The sequence below is a fragment of the Pseudomonadota bacterium genome, from assembly GCA_039193195.1.
Taxonomy (GTDB): domain Bacteria; phylum Pseudomonadota; class Gammaproteobacteria; order Steroidobacterales; family JBCBZW01; genus JBCBZW01.
Map to the genome: position 1 here is coordinate 451,381 of JBCCWS010000001.1, position 18,052 is coordinate 469,432.

An 18,052-nucleotide genomic window follows, 5' to 3' on the forward strand; every position below is an offset into this window, starting at 1 on the left:
TGCTGCTCTCACGTCCTTAGCTTGCGGTGATTCGAACGGCCAGAACGTCGCAAGGTGCCGCGTGCAGCACCGTGTCCTCGGTCAGATTCAAGATGAGTGCGAGGCCGTGCCGTTCACGGTTGCCGAGTACGATTAGATCTACCGCTTGTTCGCCTGCCAGTGCGACGATCTCATCTCGTAGGCCACCGATCCGTATCACTTGCTGCACGTCGCCCAGGTGAAAGCGCTCGCTGAGGGCATCGAAGCGCTTGCGTGCGCTCGCTTCGAGCTCTTGCGTCAAGGGTGGTGGCGGTGTCGCTGCCTTGCTGCCGGCGTTAGTCGGCGTCATCTCGATCACGTGCAGTAAAATGAGGGCAGAAGCTTGCGCGCGGGCGAGAGCCATGGCCCGGGCCACTACCTGATGACTGTCGTCGGAAAGGTCGACGGCGGCCAGTATTGTGCGGTAGGGGTCGCTCATCTGCGGTGTTTCCTGATCGGGCGGATAAGGCGCCCCGGCGCCAGTATAGGCCACTGGCTCAGCCCCTTCAGGGGGTGGCGGCGGCTCGTGTGAGGGCGGCGTAGTCAGCCGCCGTCAGCGTTTCTGGTCTCGCACCTGGGTCGAGCCCGGCCGCTTCGATGGTGCTCGCATCCACCAGGCGCTTGAGGGCGTTGCGCAGGGTCTTGCGGCGCATCGAGAAAGCTTGGCGCACTAGACTGGCAAACAGGGCTGTGTCATCGACTTGCACTGGTGCTCGCCGTGGGATCCGAATGCGCACTACGCTGGAATCCACCTTCGGCGGCGGGTTGAACGCGCCAGGTCCCACATGAAAGAGCATTTCCACCTCGCAGACGGCACCGAGCATCACCGACAGGCGGCCGTAGGTCTTGCTGCCGGGCGTCGCCGCCATTCGAAGGACCACTTCCTTTTGCAGCATGAAGTGCATGTCGATCACATGCCCTCTGAACCCGAGCAAGTGGAAAATTAGGGGCGTGGAGATGTTGTACGGCAGGTTTCCGCACAGGCGCAGCGGCCCACCGAGCGAATCTGCTAGGTAAGCGTAGTTGAGAGTCAGCGCGTCGCTCTGAAGGACCGAGAGCCGCTGTGCTGCCCCCGGCAGCTCAGCGAGGGCCGGCGCAAGGTCTCGATCTAGTTCGATCGCGGTGAGGGTCGCGCCGCGGGCGAGCAACGGCGCGGTCAGCGCACCCTGCCCGGGGCCTATCTCGACTAGACGATCGCTGGGCGCGGGGGCGATCGCATCGACAATTCGCCTCAGCACTTGCGGGTCGTGCAGGAAGTGTTGGCCGAAGCGTTTGCGCGGAATGTGTTCGCTCACCGCATGACCAGTTCGCTCGCCAGCAGCAGTGCGCTCAGCAGGCTGGCGTGCTCCGCGGCGCCCGTGCCGGCGATGTCGAGGGCCGTTCCGTGGTCGACGGAAGTGCGCACGAATGGCAGCCCCAAGGTCACGTTGACCGCCTCACCGAAGCCGACGGCCTTGAGCGGGCCGAGGCCTTGGTCGTGGTACATCGCCAGTACCGCGTCGGCATCGGCCAGGGCTCTGGGCGTGAACGCTGTGTCGGCCGGGAGGGGGCCCACCAAACCGTCGACGCCGCTGTCGCGCAAGCGGGCCAAGGTGGGGGTGATGACGTCTATCTCCTCGCGACCGAGGTGACCGTCTTCGCCGGCGTGGGGGTTGAGTCCGCACACTAGGATGCGCGGGCGCTGCAGTCCAAAGCGTTCAACGAGGCCTTCGCGGAGCAAGGTAACCGTGCTGGTTAGGCTTTCCGGCGTCAGGGCATCACTCACCTCGGCGAGCGGGAGGTGGGTGGTGGCGAGCGCCACGCGTAAGCGTCCGGCGGCCAGCAGCATCACCGTGCGTGGCACTCCGGCGCGATCGGCGAGGAACTCCGTGTGGCCAGTGAACGGCACACCCGCATCGTTGATCACCCCCTTGTGTACCGGAGCAGTCACCAAGGCATGGCGATTGGGGGATGCACGGCACAAGTCGGTAGCAGCACCGAGCATCTCCAGCACGCTCGCGGCGTTGCCCGTGCTAAGCACGCCGGGCTCGACCCGATCGCGTACGGAGAAGTGCCAAACGGGCAGGTGCCCCGGGCGATGGGCACCCTCGACCTGTTGCGGCGACTCCACCCGCTCGAGGGTTAAGGTCAGACCGAGTCGACGGGCCCTCTCATCGAGTACCTCTGCATCGCCAAGGGCGATGAGCGCAGGGAGGCGAACGCTCGGATCTGCCGCTAAGGCTAGGGAAATGTCTGGGCCGATCCCCGCCGGCTCTCCGGTGCTGAGCAGCAGCGTCAAGGTTGATCGTCCCTCGCTAGGACTCGAGGCGAGTTTCGACGTAGGCCTCGTCGCGCAGCTGGCGAATCCAGCGCTCGGTCTCCACCACTTGCTTGTCGCGGCGCAGAGCGCGGATTGCCTCCTGACGGGCCACCTCTTCGCTTCGATCGTATTCGCGGAAGCCGAGCACGCGGATGATGTGCCACCCAAACTGCGTGCGCACGGGCTCGCTCACTTGGCCGGGCTGCAGGCCGTACACCATCTTCTCGAAGTCCGGCACGAAGGAGCCGGGCGAGGTCCAGCCGAGGTCACCGCCGGCGTTGCCGCTGCCCGGATCCTCCGAGTACTGCTTCGCCATCAGTTCGAAGTCCTCGCCGCCGACGATGCGGTCGCGCAGCTCCTGGATGCGGCGATACGCCTGGTTGTTGGTCACCACTTCGTTGGGTTTGATGAGGATGTGCTGGGCGTGGGCCTGCTGCACCATCATCTTCGAAGCGCCTCGCGTTTCTTCCAGGCGAATCAGGTGGAATCCGCTACCGCTCGGAATCGGTTGGGACATCTCCCCCGGGGCTAGGCGAGTGATCACGTTCACGAACAGGGTCGGCATCTGGGACACGTTCATCCAACCGAGGTCGCCGCCTTCGAGCGCGGTTTGACCTGAGGAGTAACTCACGGCCAGCTGACCGAAATCCTCGCCCTCGCCGATGCGATTGCGCAGCTCGTTCGTGCGCTGTCTGGCTTCGGCGATCTCTTCGTTCGATGCGGCGTCCGGTGTCGACACCAGGATGTGGCTGATCAGGTACTCAATGCTCGTATCGCGGCCCGCCTGCTCGGCGAGGCGACGATCGATCTCGGTCTGCGTGATGTTGATGCGCGACATGACATCACGCGCCCGAAGCTGCTCGATGATCATCTCCTGGCGCAGCTGGCGACGGTAGGCAACGTAGTCAATGTTCTGAGCGGCGAGGGCGCGCGGCAGATCGGCAAAGCTGATGCCGTTGCGCTCTGCAACGGCCGTGAGGGCGCGGTTCAGCTGGTTGTCGTCAATCTGCATGCCGTAGCGCTCCGCGCGCTGTAGCTGGATTTGGCGTACTACCAAGCGTTCGAGGACTTGAGTTTCGAAGATGTCCCGCGGGGGGAGCATAGTGCCCTGTTCGCGCAGGCGCTGGCCGATCGTATCGATCTCCTCATCTAACTCGCTTTGCAGGACAACCCCTTCGTTGACGATGGCAACGATTCGATCGAGGAGCATGCCTGCGCTCGGCAGCTCCTGAGCGTGGGTGCTGAGCAGCGAGGTGGCAAATAAGGTGAATAGGGTGATGGCGCCGCGGCGGCGGGTACCGGTGCGGTTGTGACGCATGCTGGCTCCGTGACGTTGGGCAGGGCTAAAGGTCTGAATATCCTAGGATACCACGGTCAAGTAGGCGGCTTGTCGCCGACCCGATGCTGGTCAGGCCCTTCAGCGTGAATTGAACGTAAAATTGGTTGTCTCGATCCCCGAGGCGGGTGGAGACGAAGTTTCGCTGCACCAGGCGCAGGGCCCAGCAGCAGCTCTCGTAGCCGACGCCGACGAAGCGCTCGAGGGTCTCCCGCTCATCGAGGGAGTAGTTCCAGCGCCCGACGAACTCCCACCGATTCCCAAGGGGAAAGGCGAAGGAGAGGTCGGTCTGCTCAAGATCATCATCGCGAAATCGGTAGCCTACGTTTACAACGCTCCGTTTTCCCGGTCGAAACTGCACGCGAACGGCCGCCTTGTCCCAGCTGCGGGTGCCCGCATCGAACTGCAAGCCCACGTCCGCATTCCAGCGGTCCGCCAGGCGCAGGCCCACCTCTGCCAACAGGTCCGAGAGATCGTCCACCTCGGGCCGACCCGCCGGGATGGTCACGTCCTCGTCAGCAAAGGAGATAATGCTGCCCACCGTGGCCGTGAGGAACTCCTTGCCGTTGTCCTGATCGATGAGTCGTCCGGTCACGCCGACGCTTACCTGGTTGGCGTCGCCGATGCGATCGGTGCCTGCGAAGCGGTTTGACCGAAACAGCTGAACGAGGTTCAGATCGGGCGCTCCCGTATCGAACACGGGCAGGTCATCCTGCTCGCGGAAGGGAATGTAGGTGTAGCGAATACGTGGTTCGAGCAGCTGGATCGGGCCACCCTTGCGCGGTTGACGCTCGAAGGTCGCACGCGCATCGAGGCTTACGATCGGTAGGGTGCGCGAGGGGCTACTGTCGATGCCAGTCTCCTCTAGATCGGCGAGGGCGTAGCGTGTGTGGGAGACGGTCACCGCCGGCAGAACGGTGATCCCGCGGCGGGTGAGCGGCACGGAGAAGGTGCTGGCGGTGTCGAGACGTACGCCCGTGACGCCGTCGGCGCGATCGAAGTTGACGAGTTCACCGTCCAGGGCGAAGTCGATGCCCTTCCACAGGTTTGGCCAGCGCCCGCCGCCGACCAGCTGCGGCACCCGTTCGTAGGGTCGCGCTGAGCGCGGGATGCTGGCGTCCAGGGTTTGAAAGTCCTGCACGCGCGCCAGGAGGTTCCACCTTTCCTCACGCAGGGTCAGGTCCACACGGCGCTCGAGGTGGGTGATGCTCGCGCCGCTGAGCGAACCGCCGAAATCCTCCAGGTAGTTGCCGTCGGAGGCGCGTGCCAGGTCGGCAGTGAGCGTCAGAACGTCGCTGATGCGGGTCTGTTGGTAGAGCGTGCCGAAGCTTCGGTTGCGACCGGTTTGATCGTCGTTGCTCAAGAACTCGAAGCGCGCTTCGCCCTCGCTCTTGGGCAACAGGTAGCGAAAGTCCGTTCGCAGTTGGGTGCCTCGGTCGGTCAATAAGCGCGGCGTGAAAGTGGCATCGATGTTCGGCCGGATGTTCCAGTACCACGGGATGGCGATATCGGTACCGCTGCGTCTAGACGCGCCGAAGCTCGGCGTCAGCAATCCGCTCTTGCGCTTGTCGCTCAAGGGGAAGGTGAGCCAAGGCGCGTATAGGATGGGTACGCCCTGAAAGGTAATGCGGACGTTTCGCGCGGTGCCTACGTCCTTCTCCCGATCCAAGCGAATGTAGGGGGCGCGTAGGCGCCAACCGGAGGTTTGCTCAGGACAGCCGGTGTAGGTGACATTCTCGAGCACGGCCACGTCGTCGTCGACGCGCCGAATTCGCTCGGCGCCGCCGCGTCCCGGCTGGTCGAGCAGCTTGAAGCTTGCATCGCTGAAGGACGAGCCGGCGGCGCTCTCGGGGGCGTAGTCCGCAGTTGTGCCATCAATGCGCAGTAGTGGGTCTAGCAAGCGCACGTTACCGCTGGCGCGCATGCGCCGAGTTTGCGGGTCGTAGCGCACCTCATCGGCTCGCAGCTGACGGCCTTCGTAGGTCACGGTGACATCGCCGGTGAGCACCGATTCGCCACGGCTGCTCACCTGGGCCGAGTCCGCCTCTACCAGCACGCGAGTAAGGCTCTCCTCGGGCGCCGGTGGGGGAAGGTCGTCTGCGCCCGGTGGCGCGAAGCACTGCAAGGGCTCTGCCTGAGCGGCGGCTAGGGCTAGCGTCGAACCAAGCGAGGCGAGTGCCAGGCGAGTCGCCGAGTGCCAAGTGCTGTGCCCGCCCGCTAAGCTCCGTAGCGTGCGTACAATGGCGCGGTGGCGCGCGCGAGCGTTCGATCCTGGTGGTGGCAGTGCAAGACTCCTCAAGACAGCGTCAGCTGCGCAACTGGCTGGCCCAATACTTGGGTGAGATTCCCCGGGACGGCTTGGTACCCGCCTCTTCGGATGCGAGTTTCCGGCGCTATTATCGCCTGACTCTGGGCGACGATGGAGTCTTGCCATCGGGGGGCTTACGTGGCACGGCGCCGTGGCGTGTGCAAGGCACACCCTCGAGCGTCATTCTGATGGATGCGCCACCACCCCAGGAAGACCTTGGACGTTTCGTCACCCTGGCGCGGCGCCTGCGAACGCTAGGGCTCCATGTGCCGCAGATCTACGCGGCCGATCTCACGCTTGGCTTCGCCATGGTGAGCGATCTGGGGCCTACCACGTACCTCGCGGCCCTCAAGAGTGATCCTAGAACGGTTGGACCTTTGTACGACGCTGCGATCGACGCGCTGGTGAGCCTGCAGTGCGCACCCCCTGAGTTCACCGCCGCCCTTCCGGCTTACGATGAGGCATTGCTGCGGCGTGAGTTGTCTACCCTAGAAGACTGGTATCTGCAACACCACCTTCGTTTGCCCGCCGCCTGCCACGCGCCGGTCCTGCACCCGGCAGGTGAGCAACTCGTGGCCTACGCCCTTGCGCAAGCACCGGTTGCTGTCCATCGCGACTATCACTCGCGCAACCTCATGTGCAGCGAGCCTCTGCCCGGTGTGGTGGATTTTCAGGACATGGTGCGAGGCGCACCAGCCTACGATCTCGCCAGCCTTCTGCGCGATTGCTATCTCGAGCTGCCGATCGCGTTCCAGCAACGCTGCCTGCGGCGTTACCAAGAGGGGATCGACGCACAGGCGAGAGGCCGGGCATCTGTGCCATCCCTCGAGGCTTTGGGCGAGCAGGTCGATTGGGCAGCGATTCAGCGGCACCTGAAGGTGCTCGGGATCTTCGCTCGCTTGTACTACAGAGATGGTCGCGCCGAGTACTTGCAGTACTTGCCCCGGGTGCGAGCCTACCTGATCGATGCGTGCGCCCGTCACAGGGCCTTCAAGGCGCTTGGTGAGTTGATTGCGAATCTGGGTGCCGAGGACGATGCGGCGGTGGCCCGCGTGCGCCGCGAGGAGAGCGCTTCGTGAGGGCAATGGTGTTGGCGGCGGGGCGAGGCGTGCGCATGCGCCCCCTAACTGACCGCACGCCGAAGCCCCTGCTACGGGTTGGCGGTGAGCCGCTTATCGTGCACCACCTGCGCAGTCTTCAGTCGATCGGCGTGCGCGACGTGTTGATCAACATCTGTTGGCTAGGTGATCAGATCCGTGAGGTGCTTGGTGACGGTAAACGCTTCGGGTTGCGCATCGTGTACTCACCTGAGCCCGAGGGTGCCTTGGAGACCGGGGGAGGGATATTCCGCGCGCTGAGCTGGCTCGGTCAAGGGCCGTTCCTGGTGATCAATGGCGATGTGTGGGTGGAGGGTCTCGCATCCTGGTGGCAATCCCTCACCATGTGCGAGGGCGACGAGGGTGCTTTGATGCTGGTGCCTTCCCCTTCCTGGAAAGAGCGCCACGACTTCGCGCTGACCGAGGATGCTCGCGTACGTCGAATCGATCCGAAGTACACCTACGCTGGCGTTGCCTGCCTGTGCGCGGGGTTGTTCAGGCGGATCGATGTATGCGGCTTCAGTGGCCGCTCGCGCTTTCCTCTCGCTCCATTGCTATTCGACGCGGCTCGGGACGATCGCTTGAGCGGCGCGCTGCATCGATATCCCTGGAGTGATGTTGGTACGCCCCAGCGACTCGCCGAGTTGGCACGCGAATTCGGCGAGCGCCAGCCTTGATCTCGCCTATAGTATTCGATTGCTCAGTGGCGAGCTGCGGCGCGTCCGAAGGACTGGACAATTCGGGTGATGCCCTTGAGGTCTGTTTCCTTGGCGACCGCGCCCAGCTTGGCGGCTTCGGCGGGCATTCCATAGACGACACACGAGCGCTCGCTCTGACCCACTGTCAGTGCCCCAGTGCTACGAAGCTCAGCTAAACCACGGGCCCCGTCGTCTCCCATGCCCGTCATGATCACGCCGAGGGCGGCATCCCCGGCGGTCTGCGCGACGGAGCGGAATAGGACGTCCACGGACGGGCGGTGTCGCGAGACTAGGGGGCCGTCCACGATTTGGCAGCTGTAGCAATCGCCGCGCGGGCGCACGATCAGGTGATGACCGCCCGGGGCGATGAGCGCGAGGCCAGGTTCGACCTCATCCCCGCTTTGCGCTTCGCGCACCTCGAGCTTAGAGACGGCGTTCAAGCGACGGGCGAATGCCGCCGTGAAGTGTTCGGGCATGTGCTGCACGACGACGATGCCATGGGCCGTATCGTCGAGGTCTTCGAACACGGTCTCTAGCGCTTGCGTGCCTCCGGTAGAGGCGCCGATCGCGACCAAGGGGCTGCGCCGCTTGCTTGCGGAAACCGCCAGGCGTTTGGCCGGGAGCACCACATCGGCCGTGTGCCTTTCCTGTCGTCCGATCGGCGGCGCTTGGCGCACCGTGCGCTTGCGTACTGGGGACAGCTGAACGCTCGCGGCTGCTCGCACCTTGTCCGTGATGATGATCTTGCCCTCTTCGATCGCCGCCGAGGAGCTGAGCTTGGGCTTGCTCATCACATCGACGGCACCCGCTCGCAGCGCTTCCACGCAGGTTGCGTTCTTGCCGTTGATCAAGGTGGAGCAGATCACTACGGGAATCGGTCGCTGGGACATGATTCGGCGCAAGAACGAGAGGCCGTCCATGCGCGGCATCTCGATGTCCAGCACGATCACATCCGGCACCCGCTGTTTGATCACGTCGACGGCCTGAAACGGATCGTGGGCGGTCGCCATGACACGCATGTCCGGTTGGCTATCGATCATCTCGCGCAGTGCCTCACGCACGGTGGCAGAGTCATCGACGATCAGGACCTCGATGCTCATCGAGTACCTCCGCTACGACGCTGGTAGAGCGAAGGCCCGACCGCCTCCATGTCGAGGTCCTTCGCAGGAAAGTGTTCGGAATGTCCGGTGATCAACAGCCCCCCGGGCGCAAGTCGGTCCCGCAGAGCTCGAACCACCTTGAGCCTATTCGGACTATCGAAGTAGATAAGGCAGTTGCGGATCATGATGACGTCAAATCCGGTGGCGACTGAGTAGGGTGTCTCCACCAGATTCAGCTGCCGCGAGGTCACGCGGCGTCGCAGGTCGGGCGCTATGCGAACGTACCCGGTCAGCCGACCGTGGCCGCGCAGGAAGTAGCGCTCGCGCAAGGCTTGATCGAGCGTGTCCACGTCCTTCGCCGGATAGATGGCGTTTTGTACCTGGCGTAGCGCCTGCGCATTGATATCCGTGGCCAAGATCTCAAAGGCGGGTCCGCCCTGAAGTCGCTGGTATTCGGCCAGCGCGATCGCTAACGTGTACGCCTCCTGGCCGATAGAGGCGGCTGCACTCCACGTGCGCAGGAGTCGTCCTCCGCGCCGATGGGCGCCAAGAATCTGCGGAAGGTAAACCTGCGTGAGGTACTCAAAGTGGTGAGCCTCGCGCATGAAGCTGGTGGTCTGCGTGGTCACTGCTTCGCAGATCAGATCGCGCTCCCTACCGATACCCCCCTGCCTGAACAGGTACTCGCAGTAGGCTTCCAGCGAGTGCTTGCCGAGTTCGCGCATGCGACGCTGAAGGCGGGTCTGCAGCATGGACCGGTGGCGCTCGTCGATGACTAAGCCCCAGTGGTCGAAAATGTAGCGTGCGAGCATCGCAACGGGTCCCGCGGCGAACGCGCTTGCAGTGATCGGTTGTTGCACTGGTAATGGTCGACGACAAGTTGGATGTACCGGAGCTGAGCGGTGCACCAGCTAACTGCTGGTGCACCGTTCCAGAAGTCTTAGCCAGCGTCTCTATAAGGTTCGAAGTGCGTGTCGTCCACCTCTTCTCCGCCCAAAAGGTCGATGGCGAAGCCATCGTCATGGGCGGCAGGTGGTGGGGAGGGTCGGCGAGTCGCGGTGGACGTCGTCGAGCGCGTGGGTGCCGTTGCGCTGCTGGCGCCGAGCACGGGCGTGCCCTGGCGGACGTGGTCATCGAGCTTGAAGAACGCGAGCAGCGACTGTAGCTCCGAGGCCTGGCCGGCAAGCGCATCGGATACGCTCGAGACCTCTTCCGAAGCGCTCGCGTTCTGCTGCACGACGCCGTCCATCTGGCGCATCGCTTCGTTGATCTGCTCCGCGCCGATATTCTGCTCTCGACTCGCCGCTGAGATCTCTCGCACGAGCTCAGCAGTGCGCTCTATGTTCGGCACCAAGGCCTCTAGCTTCGCGCCAGCCTCCTTGGACAAGCCTAGGGTTTCGCTGCTCAGTTCGTTGATCTCCGCCGCAGCCTGTTGGCTGCGTTCGGCCAGCTTGCGCACTTCTGCAGCTACCACTGCGAAGCCCTTGCCATGTTGACCAGCACGCGCGGCCTCCACCGCCGCGTTGAGGGCGAGAAGATCCGTTTGACGAGCGATCTCCTGCACGATGTTGATTTTCTCGGCGATCGTCTCGATGGAGGCCAGGGCCTTGTTGACCACCTCGCCGCTCGAGCGCGTATCGCCCGACGCGTTGTCGGCGATCGTCTCGGTGGTGGAGGCATTGTCCGCGGCGTGACGAATGTTGGCTGCCATCTCCTCCACCGCTGATGAGGCTTCCTGCGTGGCTGACGACTGCTCGGTGGCGCCGCGGGAGAGTTGTTCCGCAGAGGAGGCCAGCTTAGTGCTCCCGTGGGCGACCTGGTTGGCGGTGTGGGCCGCGTTACTCACCACGTCGCGAAGGCGTGTGAGCATCGTCGCGTTGGCATCGAGCAAGTCCTTGAATTCATCGTTACCGCTCACGGTCTCCGACACGGTCAGATCGCCCTTGGCCACCGCCTGGGCCATCCGGACCGCCTTGTTGAGGGCCGTGGTGATCGTGCTGGAGATCCACAGGCCTGCAGCGCACCCCACGACGAGTACGGCCACCACCATCTGCAGCAGCGTATTTCGGGCCGACTTGTAGCTCTGATCGCTGATCTGCGTGTCTCGCTCCATGGCGGCGAGGTTGCTAGTGACGAGGTTGCGCAGTGCCTCGCGGGTGCGAGAGAGCGACTCATCGCCCTCGCCCGCGGAGCGCTCGAAGGCGCGCCGGTTGCCATTCTCCATGGAGGTCTCCATGGCGGCGGTGGCGTAGCGCTTGTAGCCTCCCCACCCCTCTGTCAGCTGCGACATCGCTTGCCCGCCGCTGCCGGCGAACAGAGTTCGCAGCACTTCGACCTTCTCATCGGCGGAGGCGTAACGGGCTTGTGCGTTGTCAAAGTGCTTGCTCATCTCGTCATCGTCGTTGGCGATGATCAGGTTCTTCTCAGAGCGTACGGACTGCACCATGTCTTCCTTCAGGCGCGCGATAGTCAGCAGGGCCTGATCCGCAATCTGCGGGATGCTAGCGGCGCGATCGAGAAGCGTGGTTATCGCCCGTTCGGCGGTGCCAATCGCCTCCCGCGCCTCGTTCGACGACAGCTCACGGGCGCGAGCGTTGGAGTTGAGCATGGACAGGCGGATCACCTGGGCGTTGTTCTCCACGTAGCCCGCCCAGGCAGCTTCGAATTCGGCCACGTCCGCGTTGCTGCCATCACCGATGAGCGCCTTCAGGGTGCTCAGCTTCTGCTCGATCTCTTGACGATTGCTGTCGATCAGGCGCTGATAGCGCTCCACGACTACCGGGTCCTCGGCGAGCACGATGTTCTTCTCGGAGCGGGCGATCTCCAAGGCGAGGCGCTGAATGTCCTGCGCCGTGGTCACTCGCATCGTCGACTCGGTGGCGAGCGTCTTGAGTCGAGCGTTCATGCCCCCGAGCTTGTCGATACCGATATAGCCAAGGCCGCCGGCGAACGCGAGTAGAAGCGTGAAGGCACCTGTGAGCTTGAGTTTGATGGTAAGTCGCATTGGGCGATCTCCTACGCGATCAGCGGCTTGGTGGATTCGACGCTTGTGTCGAAGACATTTTCGAGGTTCAAGATGATCGTCAGTCGCTCACGGATCCGGGCGATGCCCGTGATGAGTTTTCCGTTCCATTTGCTGCCGCTCTCCGGCAGCTCTTCGATGGTCAGTTCTTGCACAGGTTCGACGTTGTAAACAGCGTCTACGGCCATCGCCACGCGCGTTGTCTCTCCCTCCACTCTCACTTCGAAGACCACCGTTCGGGTGCTTTTTCCCTGGTCCCTAGGCGGCATGCCAAAGCGGTAGCGTAGGTCGATCACGGGCACGACGTTGCCACGCACATTGATGACGCCAGGGGCGAACCTATTGGCGTGCGGCACGGGCGTCATAGAGACGATGTCGAGAATCTCCTGCACGCGCATCACGTTGATTGCGAACACCTCGCCACCGAGCTCGAAGGTGAGCAGGGTGTTGACGGTCTCTTCCTCAACGATGACGTCGGGCGGCGCTGTCGCCGGTGTGGCTGCGTCATTCATGCAGCACCTCGAGGTTTGCTTCTGCGGTCAGTGGAGCCAGTCTTGGCGATCGGGATCAGGGCGCCCACATCGACGATCAGGGCGACGCGCCCGTCGCCGAGAATGGTGCCCCCCGCGATCCCTCTGCAGTGGCGGTGGAGGCGCGTCATGGGCTTGATCACCGTCTGGCGCTGTCCGATGATCTCGTCCACCACCAAGCCAAGGCGCTCACGCCCCACGCGGACGACGACCACGCGACGATCCTTCCCAGGCGTGTACGGGAAGTCGAACAGCTCATGCATGCGTGCGAAGGGTACGTACTCATCGCGGATCGTAATCATGCGCCGGCTCTCGCTGGCCAGATCTTCCTGCGCGCTGATGTCTACGCACTCCTCGATAGCATCCAACGGTAGGACAAAGGCGCCTCCGTTCACGTTCACGTGGAACCCCTCAACGATGGCAAGCGTTAGGGGCAGGCGCAGGGTGATGCGAGTGCCACGACCCTGCTCGGTCTCCACGAAGATGCTGCCGCGCTGGTCTTGGATCGTGCGTCGAACCACGTCCATGCCGACGCCGCGGCCGGACACGTTGGAGACCACGGTGGCGGTGGAGAAGCCGGGTTCGAAGATCATCATCTGCAGGGTGGTATCGGGAACTTCCTGGTCCTCCGTCAGTAGGCCGCGCTCGATCGCGCGCTCGCGCACCTTGGATAGGTCGATGCCGGCCCCGTCGTCGGTGATGGTGATGTGAACCTCACCGCCCTCGTGTCGAGCGGCCAGCTGCAGGCGGCCCTTCTCCGGTTTACCAGCCGCGACGCGCGCTTGCGGGGACTCCAGGCCATGGTCCATCGAGTTGCGGATAAGATGGACCAAGGGGTCGTTCAGTAGCTCGATGAAGTACTTATCGATTTCCGTCTCCTCGCCGAGCACCTCGAAGGAGATGTTCTTGCCGAGCTCCTTGCTCAGGGTGCGCGTGATGCGGCGGAACTTCGAGAACAGGAGTCCGATGGGCACCATGCGAATGTCGAGGGTGTCGTCGCGCAGGTTCGTCACCAGGCGATCGATGTCTTCGGACACCGCGCGCAGGGCGGGGTCCGCGTAGCGATCTGAGATGTCAGCGAGGCGTGACTGAGCGATTACCAACTCACCTACCTGGTCCATCAGACTGTCGAGCTTCTCCGCCGATACGCGAAGACTCTCCGATCCCTTGCTAGCACCATTAGAGGTGCTGGGAGCGGCTGGTTTCTCCGCCTTGGCCGCGTTCTCTTTGGCGCCCTTCGCCTGCTGTTGACCATCGGGGGGCGGCGCAGCTGAAGGGGGTGAGCTATTGGCGGCTGCGTCTTCCCTGGCAGCCTCGAGCAGAGTGATCTCCAAGGTGGCGTTATCGGCCACAAACACGAACACATCTTCGACCCGCTCGCGTCCCGCATCGCTCTCGAGGGTTATCTCCCAGCCTAGGTGGCAGGCCGTTGGGTCGAGTTCGCTTAGAGGCCGTACACGGTCGCAGAGCAAAGACGCTTCGATGGCGCCCAATTCGCGCAGCTCCTCGAGCAGCAGCAGCGGGTTGGTGCCGTAGCGAAACGCGTTGTCTTCCGGGTAGAAGACAATGCGGTAGTTGCACATCTCGCCGCTGCCGTCGTTGCGCCCGCGTCCCTCGCCCGCGGGAGCCGCTGGTGCGCCACCTTCGCCGGGGGCTGTGGGTCCCATCGCGGCTTCCAAGCGGGCTGCGATCGGATCGCCGTCGGCGGGTTGCGCGCTGCCGTCGAGTAGGTGGGCGATGTGATCCCCGGCCTCGAGGGAAATCTCGATCAGCTCGGGGGTGAGCGCCACCTGACCGGTCCGCACCGTATCGAAGGCGGTTTCGAAGCGATGGGCGAAAGCGACGATGTCATCGAAGCCGAACATCCCGCCCGAGCCCTTGATTGTGTGTAGGGCACGAAACGCTTCGTTGATCAGTTCGGCATCTTCATTACCGTCCTGCATCGCCAGCAGGGCGGTCTCCAGACGCGTCAACAGCTCAGCGGCTTCCTCGCGATAGGTATCGCTTGGGTCGCGTCTGCTGGCGTCGCTCATGAGCCGACCAGCTTGCGCACGACAGCGACGAGCTGCTCGTTCTTAAAGGGCTTGACGATCCAACCGGTAGCGCCGGCTGCCTTGCCTTCGGCTTTGCGACTGTCCTGGCTTTCGGTGGTGAGCATTACGATGGGGCGCCCAGTGAAGCTGGCCTTCGCTCGCAGGCCCTTGATCAGCCCGATGCCATCGAGGTTGGGCATGTTGAGGTCTGTGATCACCATGTCCACCGTGTCATCTGCTTTGTCGAGCCCATCTGCTCCGTCCACGGCGGTGACCACCTGATAGCCGGCAGTTTCGAGTGTTAGCTTTACCATGTCGCGGATAGACTCGCTGTCGTCCACCGCCAAGATGCGTTTACTCACAGATCTGACTCCACAATGGGGCAAGGTCGGGTTGCTCGCTGCTGCTCTTGGCGAATGCTCCACCCTCTTCGAGTAGATTTCTAACTGTATTAGCTGAGAGGCAACCACGGACTCGTTTCTCGAACTCATCGCGACCTTCTAGGTAGATTGCGATGAGTAGTTGCAGGCCGGCGAAGTCGATCTGCTCCACCCGGTCGAGGTCCAGACCGTCCGACATTATTGTCGCGGAAAGCTCTTGAGATGAAGTGGCGCTCATGGCTGAAATTGTCAGGCTTTTCATGCTCGCTGCTCCTTACCAATTCGGACCTTACGAATGAGATTGCCAGCTAATAAAAATCAAAAACTCAGGGTGGTTCACGCTTTTCCTGACGGTACGGCAAGTACGATCAAAAACCGTGAATTCGCCGAGGTGGCACACTAGGTAGTGCCCCTTAGGATCGGTGTTCACGATTACCACAGCGGGCGAAGCTAATTCCCATGCAGAGCAGTGCCAGCGTATTGACGGTCGCCGATTCCGAAGCGGAGTACGCCGGCTCAGCGATGACCCCTTCTTTGACGCTCGAAGACCTCGCCGGTGTCAACAAATCGTTGGGGGATGTGTCTGCTGCCGTTGAGAGGACTTTTCTCGGTGCAAGCAAGCGCACGATGCAAACTGCGCGTGACCTGCATCACGTGAGCCAATTGGTCGAGAAACTGGTTACGCCAGCCGAGCGCCCCATGGAAGAGCAGGTCGCCTCTCTCGCTGGGGATGCGTTTGCGGTGCAACCGAGCGTAGAAGACTCATCCTCCGAGTGGGCAGCTCTCCAGGAGATCGCGCGCAAGGCGGAGGCGATGTGTGCGGAGCTCGAGTCGCTCGACCGCTGCTATCAGATGTTTCCCGTGCTGCGCGTTCTCACGCAGATCCATGGCAGCTCGCTGAATGAGGAGAGCCGCGACCTCGACTGGTTCGCCGACGCCATCGGTAGTGAGGCGGATCGCGGCGGACAGGTAGTGGGTAATCTGCTGGTTACGGTCAAACGGCAGGCTTCGAAGCTCCGCGGGTCCATCCGCCAAGCCTTCGAGGGTGAGCAGCAATTGCGCGACGCCTTGGCGGAGTCAGAGGTGGTCATGGCGCGCTCCGCCGAGCAAATCGGCGCGCATGAGCGTGCCCACGAGCGCGCGTTTCGTGCCGTCCACGATCGCCAGCGCGCGATCAGCTCCGCCACGAGTGAACTCGTGTCCTCCATGCAGTTTCAAGATGCCTTTCGCCAGCGCGTGGAGCACGTTCAGCATGCCCTCGAGCAGCTGGTGTCCTTGCGTGAGCGGCAGGTGCTTCCCGGCTTCGAAGCCGATCGGATGCTGGACGGCGCCGAACTATCGGTCGCTCAAGCGGTGTTGGTCAGTATCGTAAGAGACCAGACCGAGTCTCTGGCGCAAGACTTGGCTCAAGAGCATCGGCAGCTTGAAAGTGCCTTGAGTCGACTCGTCGAGCAGGTAGATGCGCTCGGTTCGGACCTGGCCAATGCCCTTGGCGGTTCCGAGCGGCAGGTAGCCGAGCACACGCTCGACTCGACCCTGCGCAACTACGCGGTGCAGGTGGGAATGCTCGCGAGGGTGTTTCACGGACGCTCGGCGATCACCAGATCTTTGAGAGCGGCGCTGGCCGAAATGGACACGGATCTTCTCGACTTGGAGCAGGTGGGAGAGGCGATCTTCCTCCTTGCCGTCAACGCGGTCGTGCTCGCGGCCCGCCTGGGCGCTGAGGGGCGAGCGATCGAGCAGATCGCTCAGCAGGTGCGTAGCAACAGCACGGAGGCGGGCACGGCGATTCGCCTCGTGCGCAAACTAACCGATGAGCTCCGTGCCCTTTGCATGAACGCGACCCAGGACGAGCAAACCGTAGCCGCTAGATCTGACGCGCAACCGTCGGTCACAGACCAAGAGGTTGCCGACAACCCTAATGGGGAGGCCCTTGACGAAGCGCCCGCGGCGGACGACCCTGCCGTCGCAGGGGGCGCCGACCTGCGCTCAGCTGGTGCTTTGCGCGCTCGCTCTGCAGCGCTCATGGCGGCGCTTGAGCAGCGTGGCGAGCAAAGCGATGAGGTGCTCGGATTTTGCCGGAACATCTACGCCGGGTTTGCCGCAACGCGCACGGAGTTCTCAAGGTTGGACGGCGCGGTGCGTAGCTTATCGGCAACGAGTGCCGCTTGGGCGGCCCGCGCGGGCGAACACTCGCTCGACCTTCACCTGCGGCCGGATCTGGTGCGTGCCCTGGCAGACTACTTCAACGCGCACTACACGATGCAGAGCGAGCGGATCACGCAGGGCCTTGCCCTAATGCTGGGCGATGATGCTCCGGCCGCGGACGCCGCGGACGACAATGCCTCACCTGCCGTTGAGGAAAAGGAAGACGACTTGAGTGACATCCTATTTTAGAGGTTATCGTGGTCACCCACCCACCCGTTGGCGAGTGGTGTGCTGTCACACCTAGAGAGCCCGCCACACCACGGGCGTCGCCCGGGATAACCGAAGGGGATCTGCGATGAAGCCGGCTTGTTTGACGGCCGTGTTGATGAGTGCCGCGCTGGTGATGCCGGCTCTCGTATCCGCGCAAGCGGTGGACGAGGATCAACTCGGCGCCTGGTACATGTACTTTTACGATGTTCGTTTCGAGGACTCACGCTTTGGCTTGCAAGGCGATGGCCAGTGGCGTAACTGGGATCTCGGCGGCGATCTCGAGCAGCTGCTATTGCGCAGCGGCGCCACCTTCACTCCGGAGGACAGCAACACTACCTTCACCTTCGGGTATGCGAGTATCACCTCCGGGTCCTTCGGGCCTAGCGATGCGAGTCAGCACGAGCATCGCATCTACCAAGAGGCCCTGATCCGCCAACGAGTGGGGTCGAGAGTGCGCCTACGTCATCGCCTGCGCACGGAGCAGCGCTTCGTGGAGGACCAGGACTTCCGCACCCGTTTCCGCTACGCGCTGTTCGTCGACATCCCCCTCAATCGGCGCGAGATGAACCCCGGGGCGTACTACCTGGCCCTGTACGACGAGGTGTTCATCAATTTGGAACGTAACATCGGCGATGGCCGTCGTGTCGATCGCGTCGACCGTAACCGCCTCTACGGCGCCCTCGGCTATGTCGTCACGAGCACGCTGAAGGTGCAAGGGGGCGTGATGCTACAGTCGAGCGGCAGCATCGATAAGCCGCAGCTTCAGCTGAGCCTGCACCAGGCATTCCGCTGATCCCGGGCCCTGGCGGCGAG

At 63.2% G+C, this 18,052-nt stretch carries 16 protein-coding genes; 4 read left to right on the forward strand and 12 right to left on the reverse strand.

Annotation, left to right across the window (positions count from 1 at the left end):
* Positions 1 to 16: 16 nt before the first annotated feature.
* The 5 genes from AAGA68_01935 to AAGA68_01955 form a co-directional block, all read right to left on the reverse strand.
* Positions 17 to 457: a universal stress protein gene (locus tag AAGA68_01935; GenBank protein ID MEM9383793.1), complete on the reverse strand. Its 441-nt coding sequence runs from the start codon at positions 455 to 457 to the stop codon at positions 17 to 19.
* A 67-nt stretch (positions 458 to 524) separates the two neighbouring features.
* Positions 525 to 1,313: a 16S rRNA (adenine(1518)-N(6)/adenine(1519)-N(6))-dimethyltransferase RsmA gene (rsmA, locus tag AAGA68_01940; GenBank protein MEM9383794.1), complete on the reverse strand. Its 789-nt coding sequence runs from the start codon at positions 1,311 to 1,313 to the stop codon at positions 525 to 527.
* Positions 1,310 to 2,296: a 4-hydroxythreonine-4-phosphate dehydrogenase PdxA gene (pdxA, locus tag AAGA68_01945; GenBank protein ID MEM9383795.1), complete on the reverse strand. Its 987-nt coding sequence runs from the start codon at positions 2,294 to 2,296 to the stop codon at positions 1,310 to 1,312. The genes rsmA and pdxA overlap by 4 nt, the downstream gene beginning before the upstream one ends.
* A gap of 16 nt (positions 2,297 to 2,312) precedes the next feature.
* Entirely contained in the window at positions 2,313 to 3,635 is a 1,323-nt protein-coding gene (locus tag AAGA68_01950) for a peptidylprolyl isomerase (protein ID MEM9383796.1), read from the reverse strand.
* A gap of 25 nt (positions 3,636 to 3,660) precedes the next feature.
* Positions 3,661 to 5,778 (reverse strand): LPS-assembly protein LptD, encoded by a 2,118-nt coding sequence (locus AAGA68_01955; GenBank protein MEM9383797.1) that lies wholly within the window; start codon positions 5,776 to 5,778, stop codon positions 3,661 to 3,663.
* A 152-nt stretch (positions 5,779 to 5,930) separates the two neighbouring features.
* On the opposite strand from AAGA68_01955, the gene AAGA68_01960 reads away from it, so the two are divergent.
* A complete protein-coding gene (locus AAGA68_01960) occupies positions 5,931 to 7,040 on the forward strand; it encodes a phosphotransferase (protein ID MEM9383798.1) in 1,110 nt (369 codons plus the stop codon).
* A gap of 5 nt (positions 7,041 to 7,045) precedes the next feature.
* A complete protein-coding gene (locus AAGA68_01965; GenBank protein MEM9383799.1) occupies positions 7,046 to 7,735 on the forward strand; it encodes a nucleotidyltransferase family protein in 690 nt (229 codons plus the stop codon).
* Positions 7,736 to 7,758: 23 nt separating this feature from the next.
* Here the strand turns inward: AAGA68_01965 and AAGA68_01970 are convergent, their stop codons facing one another.
* The 7 genes from AAGA68_01970 to AAGA68_02000 all read right to left on the reverse strand — a co-directional run bounded on the left by AAGA68_01970 (position 7,759) and on the right by AAGA68_02000 (position 15,083).
* Positions 7,759 to 8,856 (reverse strand): chemotaxis response regulator protein-glutamate methylesterase, encoded by a 1,098-nt coding sequence (locus AAGA68_01970; protein ID MEM9383800.1) that lies wholly within the window; start codon positions 8,854 to 8,856, stop codon positions 7,759 to 7,761.
* Positions 8,853 to 9,668: a protein-glutamate O-methyltransferase CheR gene (locus tag AAGA68_01975; GenBank protein ID MEM9383801.1), complete on the reverse strand. Its 816-nt coding sequence runs from the start codon at positions 9,666 to 9,668 to the stop codon at positions 8,853 to 8,855. The genes AAGA68_01970 and AAGA68_01975 overlap by 4 nt, the downstream gene beginning before the upstream one ends.
* Before the next feature lie 128 nt (positions 9,669 to 9,796).
* Positions 9,797 to 11,860, reverse strand: coding sequence for a methyl-accepting chemotaxis protein (locus AAGA68_01980; GenBank protein ID MEM9383802.1), 2,064 nt, complete (start codon positions 11,858 to 11,860; stop codon positions 9,797 to 9,799).
* An 11-nt stretch (positions 11,861 to 11,871) separates the two neighbouring features.
* Positions 11,872 to 12,390 carry a chemotaxis protein CheW gene (locus AAGA68_01985; GenBank protein MEM9383803.1) on the reverse strand — a complete coding sequence of 173 codons (519 nt, stop codon included), beginning with the start codon at positions 12,388 to 12,390 and terminating at the stop codon, positions 11,872 to 11,874.
* Positions 12,387 to 14,441 carry a chemotaxis protein CheA gene (locus AAGA68_01990; GenBank protein ID MEM9383804.1) on the reverse strand — a complete coding sequence of 685 codons (2,055 nt, stop codon included), beginning with the start codon at positions 14,439 to 14,441 and terminating at the stop codon, positions 12,387 to 12,389. Before AAGA68_01990 ends, AAGA68_01985 begins: the two co-directional genes overlap by 4 nt.
* A complete protein-coding gene (locus tag AAGA68_01995) occupies positions 14,438 to 14,803 on the reverse strand; it encodes a response regulator (protein ID MEM9383805.1) in 366 nt (121 codons plus the stop codon). Before AAGA68_01995 ends, AAGA68_01990 begins: the two co-directional genes overlap by 4 nt.
* On the reverse strand, positions 14,796 to 15,083 hold the full coding sequence (locus tag AAGA68_02000; GenBank protein MEM9383806.1) for a hypothetical protein: 288 nt from the start codon (positions 15,081 to 15,083) through the stop codon (positions 14,796 to 14,798). Before AAGA68_02000 ends, AAGA68_01995 begins: the two co-directional genes overlap by 8 nt.
* Positions 15,084 to 15,280: 197 nt before the next feature.
* Here AAGA68_02000 and AAGA68_02005 point away from each other — a divergent pair, with 197 nt between their 5' ends.
* Positions 15,281 to 17,218 carry a hypothetical protein gene (locus AAGA68_02005; GenBank protein ID MEM9383807.1) on the forward strand — a complete coding sequence of 646 codons (1,938 nt, stop codon included), beginning with the start codon at positions 15,281 to 15,283 and terminating at the stop codon, positions 17,216 to 17,218.
* Positions 17,219 to 17,324: 106 nt separating this feature from the next.
* Complete coding sequence (locus AAGA68_02010) at positions 17,325 to 18,032, forward strand: DUF2490 domain-containing protein (protein ID MEM9383808.1); 708 nt, start codon at positions 17,325 to 17,327, stop codon at positions 18,030 to 18,032.
* The last annotated feature ends 20 nt before the right edge of the window (positions 18,033 to 18,052 follow it).

What these genes read in the sequence shown, in the direction of transcription:
- AAGA68_02010 (MEM9383808.1), top strand. Translation starts at nt 17,325, where the DNA reads ATGAAGCCGGCTTGTTTGACGGCCGTGTTGATGAGTGCCGCGCTGGTG.
- AAGA68_01985 (MEM9383803.1), bottom strand. Translation starts at nt 12,390, where the DNA reads ATGAATGACGCAGCCACACCGGCGACAGCGCCGCCCGACGTCATCGTT.
- AAGA68_01950 (MEM9383796.1), bottom strand. Translation starts at nt 3,635, where the DNA reads ATGCGTCACAACCGCACCGGTACCCGCCGCCGCGGCGCCATCACCCTA.
- AAGA68_01970 (MEM9383800.1), bottom strand. Translation starts at nt 8,856, where the DNA reads ATGAGCATCGAGGTCCTGATCGTCGATGACTCTGCCACCGTGCGTGAG.
- AAGA68_02005 (MEM9383807.1), top strand. Translation starts at nt 15,281, where the DNA reads ATGCAGAGCAGTGCCAGCGTATTGACGGTCGCCGATTCCGAAGCGGAG.
- AAGA68_01980 (MEM9383802.1), bottom strand. Translation starts at nt 11,860, where the DNA reads ATGCGACTTACCATCAAACTCAAGCTCACAGGTGCCTTCACGCTTCTA.
- AAGA68_02000 (MEM9383806.1), bottom strand. Translation starts at nt 15,083, where the DNA reads ATGAAAAGCCTGACAATTTCAGCCATGAGCGCCACTTCATCTCAAGAG.
- AAGA68_01975 (MEM9383801.1), bottom strand. Translation starts at nt 9,668, where the DNA reads ATGCTCGCACGCTACATTTTCGACCACTGGGGCTTAGTCATCGACGAG.
- AAGA68_01935 (MEM9383793.1), bottom strand. Translation starts at nt 457, where the DNA reads ATGAGCGACCCCTACCGCACAATACTGGCCGCCGTCGACCTTTCCGAC.
- AAGA68_01990 (MEM9383804.1), bottom strand. Translation starts at nt 14,441, where the DNA reads ATGAGCGACGCCAGCAGACGCGACCCAAGCGATACCTATCGCGAGGAA.
- AAGA68_01965 (MEM9383799.1), top strand. Translation starts at nt 7,046, where the DNA reads ATGGTGTTGGCGGCGGGGCGAGGCGTGCGCATGCGCCCCCTAACTGAC.